General features: G+C 58.6%; 12 protein-coding genes. All 12 read right to left on the bottom strand.

Annotated features, from left to right (window positions below):
• Positions 1-76: 76 nt before the first annotated feature.
• Positions 77-430, bottom strand: a complete 354-nt coding sequence (locus tag NL64_RS00805; RefSeq protein WP_034146267.1) for a flagellar protein FlaG — start codon at positions 428-430, stop codon at positions 77-79.
• A gap of 73 nt (positions 431-503) precedes the next feature.
• On the bottom strand, positions 504-1,364 hold the full coding sequence (locus NL64_RS00800; protein WP_034146266.1) for a flagellin domain-containing protein: 861 nt from the start codon (positions 1,362-1,364) through the stop codon (positions 504-506).
• A 242-nt stretch (positions 1,365-1,606) separates the two neighbouring features.
• Entirely contained in the window at positions 1,607-1,873 is a 267-nt protein-coding gene (locus NL64_RS00795) for a hypothetical protein (RefSeq protein WP_034146265.1), read from the bottom strand.
• Positions 1,870-3,159 carry a motility associated factor glycosyltransferase family protein gene (locus NL64_RS00790; protein WP_034146264.1) on the bottom strand — a complete coding sequence of 430 codons (1,290 nt, stop codon included), beginning with the start codon at positions 3,157-3,159 and terminating at the stop codon, positions 1,870-1,872. Before NL64_RS00790 ends, NL64_RS00795 begins: the two co-directional genes overlap by 4 nt.
• Before the next feature lie 90 nt (positions 3,160-3,249).
• Positions 3,250-4,176, bottom strand: coding sequence for a ketoacyl-ACP synthase III (locus NL64_RS00785; RefSeq protein ID WP_034146263.1), 927 nt, complete (start codon positions 4,174-4,176; stop codon positions 3,250-3,252).
• Positions 4,177-4,403: 227 nt separating this feature from the next.
• Positions 4,404-5,456 carry a pseudaminic acid synthase gene (pseI, locus tag NL64_RS00780; RefSeq protein WP_034146262.1) on the bottom strand — a complete coding sequence of 351 codons (1,053 nt, stop codon included), beginning with the start codon at positions 5,454-5,456 and terminating at the stop codon, positions 4,404-4,406.
• The gene (gene pseG / locus NL64_RS00775) at positions 5,449-6,951 is read right to left on the bottom strand and encodes a UDP-2,4-diacetamido-2,4,6-trideoxy-beta-L-altropyranose hydrolase (protein ID WP_034146261.1); all 1,503 of its coding nucleotides are present in this window, start codon (positions 6,949-6,951) and stop codon (positions 5,449-5,451) included. Before pseG ends, pseI begins: the two co-directional genes overlap by 8 nt.
• Entirely contained in the window at positions 6,948-7,655 is a 708-nt protein-coding gene (gene pseF, locus NL64_RS00770) for a pseudaminic acid cytidylyltransferase (protein ID WP_034146260.1), read from the bottom strand. Before pseF ends, pseG begins: the two co-directional genes overlap by 4 nt.
• Positions 7,652-8,272 carry a pseudaminic acid biosynthesis-associated methylase gene (locus NL64_RS00765; RefSeq protein ID WP_034146259.1) on the bottom strand — a complete coding sequence of 207 codons (621 nt, stop codon included), beginning with the start codon at positions 8,270-8,272 and terminating at the stop codon, positions 7,652-7,654. The genes pseF and NL64_RS00765 overlap by 4 nt, the downstream gene beginning before the upstream one ends.
• Before the next feature lie 31 nt (positions 8,273-8,303).
• The gene (pseC, locus tag NL64_RS00760; RefSeq protein WP_034146258.1) at positions 8,304-9,461 is read right to left on the bottom strand and encodes a UDP-4-amino-4,6-dideoxy-N-acetyl-beta-L-altrosamine transaminase; all 1,158 of its coding nucleotides are present in this window, start codon (positions 9,459-9,461) and stop codon (positions 8,304-8,306) included.
• Positions 9,458-10,459 carry a UDP-N-acetylglucosamine 4,6-dehydratase (inverting) gene (gene pseB, locus NL64_RS00755; RefSeq protein ID WP_034146257.1) on the bottom strand — a complete coding sequence of 334 codons (1,002 nt, stop codon included), beginning with the start codon at positions 10,457-10,459 and terminating at the stop codon, positions 9,458-9,460. Before pseB ends, pseC begins: the two co-directional genes overlap by 4 nt.
• A 30-nt stretch (positions 10,460-10,489) precedes the next feature.
• A complete protein-coding gene (locus NL64_RS00750; protein WP_034146256.1) occupies positions 10,490-13,414 on the bottom strand; it encodes a TIGR00180 family glycosyltransferase in 2,925 nt (974 codons plus the stop codon).
• Between the last annotated feature and the right edge of the window lie 137 nt (positions 13,415-13,551).

Genomic DNA, 13,551 nt, shown 5'->3' with positions numbered 1-13,551 from the left:
CCAGGTTGTTGCCAGTCTTTTGACCCTTACCAGCGCTCAAAGAACGTACAAACATTATTCATGCCATCTATCGGAATCAGACTTTGGCGTCGAACAACACGTGGCTTGCATTATTCAGGCTCTCTGCCAGCTTGAGGGCCTCTGCAGAAGGGATCTGTCGCACGACTTCGCCCGTCTCGCTTGCAATCACCTTGACGATGACCTTTCCGGATTGTTCGTCTATCGAGAACTCCAGATTGCGCTTGATCGACTGTACAAACTTCTCGATCTGCTGCACCGCATGCTTCAGGTTGGCGCCATCCGAATCCTCGTTTTTATACGCCACAGGAGTAACACTGTCGGCTTGAGGCTTTTCTGGTGCTTTTTCCGAAACGGTACTCGCTTGCTGGGGAGCCGGATAAGACACGTTAAGCTTTACGCTCATGTCCATGCCCATCACCTCTTAAACGTAAAAAGCGAGAGAGCGTGACCAGCACACCCCCCCGCCTGAACTCATTCCGAAATTACTGAAGCAGTTTCAGTACAGCGGAAGGCAGTTGGTTGGCTTGAGCCAGAACAGAGGTAGAAGCCTGTTGCAGGGTTTGCTGCTTGGTCAGGTTCGCGGTTTCTGCGGCGAAGTCGGTGTCTTGTACACGACCTTGTGCTGCAGTGGTGTTTTCCACGATGTTCTGCAGGTTGGAGATGGTGCTGGTCAGACGGTTTTGCGAAGCACCCAGGTTTGCGCGGGTGGCGTTGATCGATGCCAGAGCAGCGTCAATCGCGGTGATAGCGTTGTCGATGTTCGCAGACAGAGTGGCGGAGGTAGCACCAGTCAGAACAACAGCACCAGCACCACCGCTGGCTACCGACAGGCTGACAGCGTCGAACTTGGAGCTCAGCACCAGGTCGATGCGGTTGGCCGAACCAACGTTGGCACCGACTTGCAGTTGTACCGTACCAGCCGAACCATCCAGCAGGTTTTTGCCGTTCAGGTTGGTGGAGGCAGCGATACGGGTCAATTCGTCAGACATCTGAGCGAATTCGGAGTTGGTAGCGGTCTGGTCAGCAGTACCGTTGGTGCCGTTACGTGCTTTAACAGCCAGTTCACGCATACGCTGCAGAATGTCGGTCGATGCTTGCAGAGCGCCTTCAGCGGTCTGGGCAACGGAGATACCGTCGTTGGCGTTCTGGATTGCCTGGGTACCACCACGGATCTGCGAAGTCATGCGAGTTGCGATTTGCAGGCCAGCAGCGTCGTCTTTGGCGCTGTTAATTTTCAGGCCGGAAGACAGGCGAGCCATCGAAGTCGACAGAGCGTCGGTAGCACGGTTCAGGTTTTTCTGAACGTTCAACGACGTGGTGTTGGTGTTTACTGTTAAAGCCATGACGAATTCCTCGTTGGTTGGGTACTGCGGCTTCCGGCCCTGGCAACCGCCGGGTATGGCCTAGAGAACCTTCGTAATAGTTATCGTCGGGTTGGCAGGTTGCTTGAGGGCTTTTTTAAAAAAAATCGCCATCATCCTGCCACCCCCGAGAAAACAGGGGCTTAGCGCCCCTCAACCGCAGAAAAATGACGTCATAAAACCATCCGCGACGCAAACCCGCGCGCCAGCGCGACCGGCCAACCTCAGTCCGGCACACTTTCCAGCAGATCAACCAACTCATACTCAAGGAAGTCGGCAAGCCCCAACCAATCCTGGCGCTCCTGGCAGGCCAGCATTTTGGTCAACATGCATGTCCATGCCTGTTGAACATCCTGAGATGCGGACAACACCAACGCCTGCGCCTCATCGAACACATCGACCATGGTCAATGCAGCCTCGACATCACGCCCCAACCGGAACAATCCGGCGCACTGACGGCATCCATTGATGCATTTCAACCCGGCATTCATTGCTCGAACTCCGTGTTGAACTGTGTCCCGGCAATCATCGCCCCCCCGCGGCTGCTGTTGAAGAAACTCACTTGCGGGTGCCTGGCGATATAACGTTCAAGAACACACAGGTAGCCGCGGAAATTCAGCTGCGTCCTGACGCGCTCACCCTTCCCGTCCAGCACCCAGTGCCGAGCCTGGCTGACCGCCGGCCCAAGGTCGCCGTCATTCCAGCCGGCATGTGTCTTGTTCATCGGAAAGGCAAAGTCGGCGCCGAACAGCGTAATGCTCGCAGCACCCATTTTCACTGCCAGGTCTACCGCCGGATGGATCACGCTGCCTCCCACATGCAAGTGTGCCCTTGGGTGCTGCTGACGCAACTGCGCGTAAATCGGACTGGCGGAATAACCACCATAGCGCTTGCCCTTCCAGGCCCTCAACACCTGCGGATCGCTCATGGGCATGTACACCAGCGGGATGTTGTCGGACTCCTCGAAGGGCAAATGCCGAAAGCTGATGCGCTGGTCGATGCTCACCACCAGATCCGGCGTAATCCCGTTCTCGCGCAAGGGCCGATAGGCCGTATCGACACAAATGAACAGTGGCCGCTCGGCCTGTCCGTGTACCGCTGCCAACTGTTGAAAATGATGTTCGAGCGTCGGCCCGGTACCGATCACATAGACCTCCCGACCAACACAAGAGCCAAACAGTTGCGCCACATCGTCGTCGGCGAGCAACACGTCAAGGCAATCCTGCAACCGCTGCTGAATGAACGGTGACTGCGGATCGAATTCTCGGTTATTGAAGCTCAAATGCACTTCGCTGACCAGTCGATCACGAATTTTCGCATTGAAGTCGTCAGCCAGCAGCATTTCGGCCGGCAACGCAAAAAATGGCGTGCAAATATCTGACAGATCACCGGCGAACAACAGCTCCACGCGCGGATGGTCAAGCCATTGCCGATGATCAAGGAGTTGCAGCACCAGTTTGAACAGCGCGCCATTGAGGATGTGTACATACAACCGCTCAAGTCCGGGGCGCTCCAGCAACACCCGAGGCAAGTCCCCGAGGCCAGTGCCGTAGACGTGCAACTGCGACTTGTCGAGCGGCAGGCTGGCGGCCTGCACACGGGCTTCGCGAAGACGATCATGTCGGCTTGTCAGCTGAATGCCATCCACGGTCAGGGTCGAGTCTCTACCTTCAAGCAGCTCGACCTGAACGGCTCCATCCTGCATTAACAATCTCGAATACAGCGCCGGCCAGCGCCGCTGTATTACCTGAGCATTGTCTTCAAACCATTCGCTCATGCAGCCTCGCATTCCTTTTAAGCAAAAAAGCGCTCAAGGTTAACCCTTGAACGCTTTTTTTGTATCGGCCTTTTATGAAAGAACTTTCACTCAGGGACGATAGATAATCGCCGAACCCCAGGAAAGCCCCACGCCGAAACCGCTGAGCGCAACTCGCTTCCAGGAGGAATCGAGAATACGTTTTTCCAGCAGCAACGGAATACTCGACGACACCGTATTGCCGGTCTCGACCATGTCCTTGACGAACTTTTCCGGCTCACCTTCGAAGCGCCGAGCCACCGCGTCGACGATCGCCGCACTGCCCTGGTGAATGCAGAACGCATCGATGTCGTCGGATTTCAGTCCTGACTCGTCGAGCAGTTCGTGCAGATGCGCAGGCACCTTGATCAAGGCAAAGTTGAACACCTGACGACCGTTCATGAAGAACACGCCATCGGTGACTTTCAAATGCGGCGCACCGGAACCGTCAGTACCGAACTTCGCCTTGCCCAACTGCCAAGGCGCGTCTTCGCCCATCCAGGTAGCGGTGGCCGCGTCACCGAACAGCATGGTGGTGTTGCGGTCTTCCGGGTCGACAATCTTCGAGTACGGGTCGGCGGTGATCAACAGACCGTTCTTGAGGCCGGCAGCTTCCATGAAGCCCTTGATCGCATAAATGCCATAGACGTAGCCGGAGCAGCCCAGTGAAATATCGAATGCCGCCACGGTAGTCGGCAGGCCCAGTTTGTCCTGAACGATGGCAGCCGTGTGAGGCAGACCTTCTTCGTCACCGTTCTGGGTGACAACGATCAGCGCATCAATGGATTCGCGTTTCAGATCAGGGTTGTTGGCAAACAGCGCATTGGCCGCTTCAACGCACAGATCGGAGGTTTCCTGCTCGGCGTCTTTGCGTGGCAGGAAGGCCGAGCCGATCTTGCCCAGGATGAACTCTTCATCCTTTTCGAATTTTGCACCTTGTGCGTAATTGTCCACGCCGGCTACAGGAACGTAGCTCGCAATGCTTTTTATGCCAATCATTACGGCTTCCCAATAATAAACAGCCCAATACCACCGCTCGCAAGGAATCGAGGGGCGCCGACAAACAGAGAAAACGTCACCCCGAGGCGGCGACAACGGGAAGAATAAAAGGCCATCACTGAGTCTGACAGACCTCAGGCGCCACCTTCCCGATTAATACAATACAGTGAAGATGCGCGTTATGACTCGCAGGTCACGCTATTTTGCCGAATCAGCCCCACGACAAGTCATTCGACCATCGACCAATCCAGCGGCGTTCCACGCTTGATGGCCTGACGAGCGCGGTGGCCCATAAGGGTCTCAGTGTGTTTGGGGGCGAGTCCCAGGCCTGGTCGAATGGCCCGCAGATTGGCGGCAGTGAAGGGCTCGCCGGCCGCCATGTCCTCAGTCACGTACAGCGAACGGCGGTACACCAGGGACTTGCGCTCGGCCTCGGTGACGCCGTAATGCACCTGCCCCATGGACTGCCAGGCCCGCTCGGTTTCGATTACCAGGCTGGCCAATTCCGCTGGTTCCAGCGAGAAACTGGCGTCTACACCACCAGCGGCACGATCCAGGGTGAAATGTTTTTCAATCACCGTGGCGCCCAGCGCCACCGCTGCAACGGAAACCCCGACGCCCATGGAGTGGTCAGACAATCCCACCTCACAGCCAAACATATCGCGCAGATGGGGAATCGTCCGCACATTGCTGTTGGCCGGCGTCGCTGGATACGTGCTGGTGCACTTGAGCAGTACCAGGTCCTTGCAACCGGCCTCTCGGGCGGCGCGCACGGTTTCATCGAGCTCGGCGATGCTGGCCATGCCGGTGGAGATGATCAGCGGCTTGCCCGTCGCGGCAACCCGCCGAATCAGCGGCAAGTCGGTGTTTTCGAAACTGGCAATTTTGTACGCCGGCACGTCAAGGCTTTCGAGGAAATCCACTGCGGTGTCATCGAAAGGGGTCGAAAACGCCAACATGCCCAGCTCTTTGGCTCGGGCAAAAATCGGCGCGTGCCATTCCCATGGCGTATGGGCCTTCTCATACAACGCGTACAACGAAGAACCCGCCCAGAGGCTGTTGGGGTCCTTGATAAAAAACTCTCCGTCGGACATGTCCAGAGTCATGGTCTCGGCGGTGTAGGTTTGCAACTTCAAGGCATGGGCGCCGGCCCTGGCCGCGGCTTCGACGATCTGCAGCGCTACTTCAAGGGATTGATTATGGTTGCCACTCATCTCGGCAATGATGAACGGCGGCGCTTCGGCACCGATCAGGCGCTCGCCAATCTTGAAGCTAGTCATTTCTGTGATCCTTCAATACGCGCGTGAACGCGCAAGCACTCTGGGTGAAACCGGCTTCGCGAAAAACCTTCAGCGATGGCTGGTTGCCGGGCATTATCGTCGCGTTGAGCAATTGCAGTTGCGGCCAATGAGCCATTACCAAGGCTTCGCCCCGCTCCAGCAGCGCCCTGCCCCATCCCAGGCCGAGCCGGTCTTCGAACAGATAAATCGATACTTCGGCCGCAAAACCGCGCACGTCATAACGCAACACGCCGACCGGACCCTCATCGGCCTCGGCGATCAGCAACAGCCGCCTGGCGTTACTCAGGCTCGCGGTCAGCCAGTTCAGATGCGCAGGCCAATCGATCACGCCGCTCTCCAGCGACCAGCGTCGTACCGACTCGGCATTGCGTCCGTCAAACAACAATCGGGCATCGGCCAGGGTCGCCGCACGCAGGTTCAATACTGCGCCGGCCAGCGCCGCCGCGACTCGTCGTGCACCACGGCCATCGACCAACTCTCGCGAACGTGCCGCCAGGCTCTGACGCAGGCCTTGATTGGCGGCGACAAAGCCGATAGCCAGACGCAGTTGCTCGATGCCGACCTGCTCGCGGGCGCCCATGAAAACATGCGCCCCCATCGCGGCCATCACGTCTGCGTTGGCCTGCTGGTTATTCGACACGGCAATACAAATCGTTGGCAGGCCCAGGGCCGCGCGCTCCCAACTGGTACCGCCACCCGCACCGATAAACAGGTCCGCTTCGCTCATCAACCGGTAAAAATCGCTGACAAAACGATGCAACCGCCAATTCGGACGACTCGCCGCCAAGGCCTCCATCTGTTCCCATGCGGGGTTATCCGCACCGGCAACAAAATCAACTTCCAGCTCATGAAAATCCGCCAGCGCCAGCATCGCGTGGTGGGTCTGCATGGCCGCATCGAAACCACCGAAATTCACCAGTACCCGTTTGGCCTGAGGCTTGATCTCGATAGCCGGGCCACTGAACTCCTCGCGCAGCAGTGCAAACCGTGGGCCGAGCAACATCCGGCAACCGGGCGCCAGCGACACGTAAGCATCTGCTGTACCTGAAAGGTTCTGGTTAAGCAGCAGATCGACGCTGTAGGTGCGGGTGGCGAGATCGTCCACCGCCGCGATTCGTGATGCCCAACGGCGGGCTGCGGTCTGCCAGTGATGATCGAGGCCGTAGTGGTCGACAATGATCCAGTCGAACGCCGCATGACTTTCCAGCGCCTGCCCCATAGCCACAATGTCCGCCTGCCACGGCAGCAGGGATTCGATCGCTTGCCGGGCGTCTTCACCGTCATAGCACCCGGCGAGCGCGAAGGTTTCGAAGCCTTCGGCCTGCAACGCCTCCAGGCGATGCCCCGGCAACAGACGACAGGCGAAGGCGACGTGACTGCCCTGCTCGCGCAACACCCGGGCCAGGGTCAGGCAACGGGCAATGTGGCCACTGCCGATGGTGGGCGAAGCATCGACACGGATCAGCACTCTCATTGCAGCTCACCACCCGCCTTCAGGGCGGCATAGAGGTATTCGGCACGTTTCCAGTCTCCAGGCGTGTCGATGTCCTGTACCAGAAAACGCGGGAGAACCACCGGCAGGCTCACCGGTGAGTACAACACTTCCCCGCTCGACCAGGCACTGCTGCGCCCCCAGTAGAACTGTCCCGCGTCCTGAAACGCCGTCGGTAAATCCTGCGAGCGGGTGTCGCGAAACTCCGGGTAAAGCGCGGTCAGGGCGCCCTGCTCGTCAACGGTCAGGGCTCGCTGTACGGGAAAACCGAAGTCGCATACCGAGAACGCATAGGACTTGTCCGGATGTTGTTCCAGCAGTTGCAGCCCCTGCCGGAGAAAGCGCGGTTGCAACAGCGGCGCGGTAGCATAAATGCAGCAGGCGTAATCAAACAGGTCGCCTTGCTCGCGCAGGGATTGAAGTGCATGGACAATCACTGCGGCAGTGCCGGTGAAATCGTCGGCCAGTACCGCCGGGCGCAAGAACGGCACCCGAGCGCCGTGCGCACGCGCCAGTTCGGCGATTTCTTCGTCGTCGGTACTGACCACGACCTGAGAGAACAGTCCTGAGTCGATGGCCGTTTGAATCGAGCGGACAATCATCGGCACGCCATCGAACGGCTTGAGATTCTTGCGCGGGATGCGTTTGCTGCCACCGCGAGCAGGGATGATTGCGACGCTGTTCAAGGGCGTTTTTCCAGTAGGAACCAGGTGATATCGTCCAGCGGGAATTGCGGGTCGCGATGGTAGCCAAAACCATAATCGACCAGTTGCAGGTCGTCATGACGATCGAGCATTTCGCCGGCAAAATCACGCTTGAACAGCTTGTCGCTGTTACCGCGATACGAGACTTCGACCGGCGACGGGTTGTAGTACTCGGCGATCAGGATGTAACGCCGGCTCAACGCATACAGCTGCGCATAAGCGGCCGGCAGCAGCTCCGGTGCCAGGTGGATCAGCACGCCTTTGCTCAGGGTCAGGTCGTAGGTGCGTTCGCGGGGAAAATCAAACAGCGAACCGTGCCAAATCTGCGCAATTCCCAACGCCTGCGCCTTGGCACAGGCATTGGCGTTGATCTCGACGCCGAACAATTCGCACTGCGACAACAACTGATGCAATGCCTGCAAGTTGTTCCCGGCATTGGTGCCCAGTTCCATCAGGCTTTCAATGCGTCCAGCTCGCGTCAACGCCTTGGTAAACAACGCCAGATTGGCCGCCACCAGTGGTTGTCCGACGTTGCGCTCGACGTATTGATTGCCGAAGTCACCCTGCCAGAATTGTTCCTGCTCGGTCAGTTCACGCATCGCCCATCTTCCACCCGCCGCATGGCGGCAATTATTCGGTCAACCGTCGCAGTTGCTCGACCACATGGTTTTGCTGCTCGTCACTGAGCAACGGAAACAGCGGCAGGCTGATGGCTTCGGCGTAGTAGCGTTCGGCTTGCGGGAAGTCACCCGTGGCGAATCCCAGTTCGCGATAGTACGGCTGCAAATGCACGGGAATGTAGTGCAGGTTTACGCCGACGCCAGCGGCCCACAATCCTTCGAACACTTGCCGATGACTGAGCTTGATACGGTCGAGTTGCAGGCGCACCACGTACAGATGCCACGCCGACTCAGCCTCCGGCTGAGCGCTTGGCAGGGTCAACGGCAAGTCCGCCAAAAAACGCTCATAACGTGCCGCCAGCTCACGCCGCCGTCCAACGAATTCATCAAGCTTGCCCAACTGCGACAGACCGAGGGCCGCTTGCAAGTCGGTGATGCGGTAATTGAAGCCCAACTCGACTTGCTGGTAGTACCAGGGTCCGTGGCTGGGCTCGGTCATCTGTTGCGGGTCGCGGGTCATGCCATGGCTGCGCAGGCGCTGCAAACGCTCGGCGAGATCCGGGCGATTGGTCAGGACCATGCCGCCTTCGGCACTGGTGATGATCTTCACCGGATGAAAGCTGAACACCGTCATCGCCGCGAACTCACCACACCCCACCGGGCGCCCGGCGTAGCGCGCGCCAACCGCGTGGGACGCATCCTCGATCACCGTGAAACCGTAACGCTCGGCCAGACCGGCGATCCTGCGCATGTCGCAGCTCTGACCGGAGAAGGCCACCGCCACCAGCACTTTTGGCAGCGTGCCGTCGAGCTCGGCTTGCGCCAGTCTGGCGGCCAACGCGTCGGCGTCGAGGTTCCAGGTCAGCGGGTCGATGTCGACAAAGTCCACCTCGGCACCGCAATAACGACCGCAATTGGCTGAGGCCAAAAAGGTGTTTGGCGTGGTCCACAGACGATCACCCGGCCCGAGCCCGGCCGCCAGGCAAGCAATGTGCAACGCCGCCGTGGCGTTGCATACCGCGACGGCAAAATCAGCCTCGCAGCGTTCGGCCATCGCCCGTTCAAAACGCTCGATGGTCGGCCCCTGGGTCAGCCAGTCGGATTGCAACACGGCGACCACCGCGTCGATGTCCGCCTGATCGAGACTTTGCCGACCGTAGGGAATCATGCCGACAACCGCGCATGCAGATCAGCGATCTGCCCCACCGACAAAAAGTGCGGGTTGGTGTCGGAACGGTACTCAAAGTCTTCACTGACCGGTATGCCCCGCTCGCCCAACTTGTCCATGGCGAAATCCACATCGACGCTGGTGAAGCGGATCGACGGCTGGATCGTGTAGTGATCGGCAAACTCCAGGGTCATGCGCGCGTCATCCAGCGGCACCATCAGCTCATGGAGTTTTTCACCCGGACGAATGCCCACCTGTTTGTGCGGCAGATGCTCGGCCATGCCCAACGCCAGATCGACAATGCGAATTGACGGAATCTTCGGTACGAACACTTCACCGCCGTGCATGCGCGCGAAGCTGTCGAGCACGAATTGCACGCCGTGATCGAGAGTGATCCAGAAGCGGGTCATACGCTCGTCAGTGATCGGCAACTCTTCGGCGCCCTCGCCGATCAGCTTGCTGAAGAACGGCACCACCGAGCCTCGCGAGCCGGCAACGTTACCGTAGCGAACCACGGAAAAACGGGTCTGCTGTTCTCCGGCAATGTTGTTGGCGGCCACGAACAGTTTGTCTGACAGCAACTTGGTCGCGCCGTACAGGTTGATCGGGCTGGCCGCCTTGTCGGTGGACAGCGCGACGACTTGCTTCACGCCGTTGTCGATGGCGGCGGCGATGATGTTTTCCGCACCGTTGACGTTAGTGCGAATGCATTCGGTGGGGTTGTACTCCGCCGCCGGCACTTGTTTGAGGGCCGCGGCATGCACCACGTAATCAATGCCGCGCATGGCCTGGCGCAAACGATCGGCATCGCGCACATCACCAAGGAAGTAACGCATGCAGGGTGCGTTGAACGTTTGCTGCATCTCGTATTGCTTGAGCTCGTCCCGGGAGAACACCACCACTCGCTTGGGCTGGTATTGCTCCAGCAGGCGACGGATGAAATTGCGCCCGAACGAACCGGTGCCGCCCGAGATGAAAATCGATTTACCGTTGAACATGCCTTGAGTCCTAATACCTGATCGCCGGGCTTACCCGAGCAACTGCGCCCAGTTCACCGGGGCGCTTTGACCCAGCGTGTAGCCCTTGCCACTCAAGCTCAGATTGGCGTTGTAGGCCTGGTCCTGAGCAAATGCAGCGGCCCATTTTTCACGCAGGGCCTGGAGTGCTTGTGGCGCCTGCGGCATTTCAGCGTTGTGAATGACTTGAACCAGTGGCGTCCACACGGTGAGGTATCCGGCCTGGCCCACTTTGAGGCACAGATCGACATCGCTGAAACCTTCAGCGAAGGCCGAGTTGTCCAGACCACCCAGCGCGCTGAACAAGCCTTTGCTGATCATCAGGCACACCTTCGAGACCGCCGAGCAGTTCTGCTCCAGCGCCAGGCGATGCAGGTAGCCGGTGGCATCCTGATTTTCACCGACGAAGGCCGAGCCGACACCGCCGTTCATACCCAGAATCAGGCCGGCCTGGGTGACCTTGCCCTCACGATCGATCAACTTGGGACCGACCACTCCAACTTCCGGACGCTGGGCGTGATTGAGCAATGACTCCAGCCAGTTCGGGTTGACCAGTTCGCTGTCGGCGGCCAGCAATACCAGGTATTCACCCTGGGCCTGCTGAGCGGCGGCGTTGTACAACGCCACATCATTCATGGTGTGGTCGGTGCGCAGAACGTGAACCTTCGAATGTTGATAGGTACCCAGCCAGTCGTTGATGTCGGCTGCCTGATCCGGGTTGACCGCGATCAACACTTCGTATTGGGTGTAGCGGGTTCGCAGCAGCACACCTTGCAGGCACTGCTGCAGCGCGGACAGATCGTCGCCGGCCGGCACAATGATCGAAACCAGCGGACGCTCGGTGTGGCGATAATCGATCTGGTAGGTGCCCGGCACCGCCGAAGTAATCTTGGCCTTATAGCCACGGTTGCCCAGGTGGCGCAACAATGCCAGGCGTTCGTGAGCGTTTTCTCCCGGCACCGGAGCCTGAGTGATCAGCAACGGTTCGTCGAGGTGAGCCAGCCCGTTGAGGCCGCCCTGCTCGATGATGCGCAGCAGCAGGTCGAACTCCAGGGCCTTGCTGAAATCCGCAGAATAACCGCCAGCTTCCAGCAGCACCTCACGGCGTAGCAACCAATGGCGTGACATCAACGCCGGGAAACTTTGCAGCAGGTCCAGGTTGAAGCCCGGTCGGAACACATCCACCAGCGAGCCACTGGCCTGACGCTGGATTTCATCTGTCGCCACCGCACGGCAATGCGTCGCCTCCAACAGTTCCACACTCGCTCGCAACAAACCACTGGCGGTGAATTCGTCACCCACTTCTGCCAGCAACAACCAGTCGCAGGTCGACTGCCGAGCGACCTGATTCAGTTTGTCGACGTAATTGCCCTGGGTGACCCGGACAAAGTGCAGAGTGTTTTGCGCCGTCGTCGCCGCCAACGGTTCGCCGGTGGTGAAGACCACGATCTTGAACGCCTTGCAGTGCCCCTCCAGAAGACTGTCGAGGGTCACCTGCAATTTGCCGATATCGTTCTCCAGGTCCAGGATCAGGATGCCAAACTGCGGGCCGCCGTGATGGGCCGCCAGATGCTGGGCGATTGCCTCTCGCTGCCCGGCATCCAGCTCTCGCGCCTCGAGCCACTTGAGCAAACGCCCGGATAGCGTGGATTCGAATGTCTGACGGATGAGCTGAGGTGGGAGCGTATCCAGACGCTCGGCCCAGGCGAGTATCTTTTGCGCCTCTTCTTCCTCGCCAAGACCTTGCAACTTGTCCACCAGGCACTGGAGCAGGTGCCGGTTGAACATATTGAGATCGTGGGCACTCCACAGACGGTCGACGACACTCTCGGGCGTATCGTTGTTGCGTGCACGCATCAAGTTGTACTGATGGGTCCACACCCCTTCAAGCTGCTGTAGCTGAACACGTCCCGCTGGCATCCCATGGAGCAGAAACTCGATGTGGGTCAACTGATCGAAAAAGGTCTGGTTATAAAAGGGCATTTCGACGTACTGCCTGGGCGAGAAACGTCGCTCCGGCACTTTCAAGACGCTGTTCCAGTAGGACTCGAAAATGATTTCGACTACCAGCGCCTTCCCCGTTCTCAAACTCTCGGCCATCGCTTCGAAACACTGCAGCGCGAATTGTTTGCCCTGCTCAGGTTCCAGATCAGTGATCTCGGTGGGCAGCGCCGCCAGGAACTCGGCAAAAGCCTCGCGCTCGCCCACTGATTTGGCATCGGTGAAGGAGAGTGAGTGATACACATCAGTCTTGTGTTCCGACTGCATGTAGTTGATCTCACGCACCACGTACGGGATCGGCAGAATCCGTGCCTTGGCCCGGGCCAGCATGTAGTACGAGTGGCCGATTTCCTGCCACTCGAACTTCGCGTCATGTGGCATGGCCGCATACCAGTCGCGAAACAGCGAGGTACGGTGAACGGCATAGAAGGGCGGAATGAACTGGCCCATGAAGTCCAGCACACGGTCCTGAGCCCGCTCGGACGAATAGTCTTCGCAGACTTTTTTGTCGCGGCGATAGTAGGTCACGCTACCCGCCAGCGACAGGTACATCAGGCAGTAACCATGGCACATGCCATAGTCCTGGTTCGCCTCCAGAAATGCCACCGACTCTTTCAGTGACTCATGCACGAGGAAATCATCGTCCGCGGCAAACACGATATAGGGTGTGGTGACCTGATCGATACCGTAGACGACCTTGGCCTGGGCATCCCAGTATCCAAACTGTGGCAGGTGCAGATAATCGACGCTTGGAAAAGCGTCGGCAATGCCCTCGCTGGCCTGGGTCGAGGAGTCCAGCACAATGATCCGGCAAGGCAAGGGACTGTAGAACTGCAACGCCCTGCGCAAGAAGGCGGGTCTGTTATGGGTGATTACCACCACCGTCAACTGCTCGTTCAATGGTAAAGCGTGTTCAGAACCGTACTTGCCTTGCATAACGTGTCCCCAGAATCGGCGAATCGCCCGATGAACTTAACAATGATGTTTTTGACACAACGGCGGCGTGGTGACCCTTGCCCCACTCGGCATCCATTGATGTGCCAGAGAATTGGCTCGAACCTGAAGTGCAACGC

It is taken from the genome of Pseudomonas fluorescens, from assembly GCF_000802965.1.
Taxonomy (GTDB): domain Bacteria; phylum Pseudomonadota; class Gammaproteobacteria; order Pseudomonadales; family Pseudomonadaceae; genus Aquipseudomonas; species Aquipseudomonas fluorescens_A.
Note: the sequence above shows the minus strand (reverse complement) of the source record. Positions and strands in the feature narration are given on the sequence as shown.

Coding starts and splice junctions, on each gene's coding strand:
- pseG (WP_034146261.1), bottom strand. CDS start 6,951: ATGAGAGTGCTGATCCGTGTCGATGCTTCGCCCACCATCGGCAGTGGC.
- NL64_RS00800 (WP_034146266.1), bottom strand. CDS start 1,364: ATGGCTTTAACAGTAAACACCAACACCACGTCGTTGAACGTTCAGAAA.
- pseC (WP_034146258.1), bottom strand. CDS start 9,461: ATGATTCCCTACGGTCGGCAAAGTCTCGATCAGGCGGACATCGACGCG.
- NL64_RS00795 (WP_034146265.1), bottom strand. CDS start 1,873: ATGAATGCCGGGTTGAAATGCATCAATGGATGCCGTCAGTGCGCCGGA.
- pseI (WP_034146262.1), bottom strand. CDS start 5,456: ATGACTAGCTTCAAGATTGGCGAGCGCCTGATCGGTGCCGAAGCGCCG.
- NL64_RS00785 (WP_034146263.1), bottom strand. CDS start 4,176: ATGATTGGCATAAAAAGCATTGCGAGCTACGTTCCTGTAGCCGGCGTG.
- NL64_RS00750 (WP_034146256.1), bottom strand. CDS start 13,414: ATGCAAGGCAAGTACGGTTCTGAACACGCTTTACCATTGAACGAGCAG.
- NL64_RS00790 (WP_034146264.1), bottom strand. CDS start 3,159: ATGAGCGAATGGTTTGAAGACAATGCTCAGGTAATACAGCGGCGCTGG.
- pseB (WP_034146257.1), bottom strand. CDS start 10,459: ATGTTCAACGGTAAATCGATTTTCATCTCGGGCGGCACCGGTTCGTTC.
- NL64_RS00765 (WP_034146259.1), bottom strand. CDS start 8,272: ATGCGTGAACTGACCGAGCAGGAACAATTCTGGCAGGGTGACTTCGGC.
- NL64_RS00805 (WP_034146267.1), bottom strand. CDS start 430: ATGGACATGAGCGTAAAGCTTAACGTGTCTTATCCGGCTCCCCAGCAA.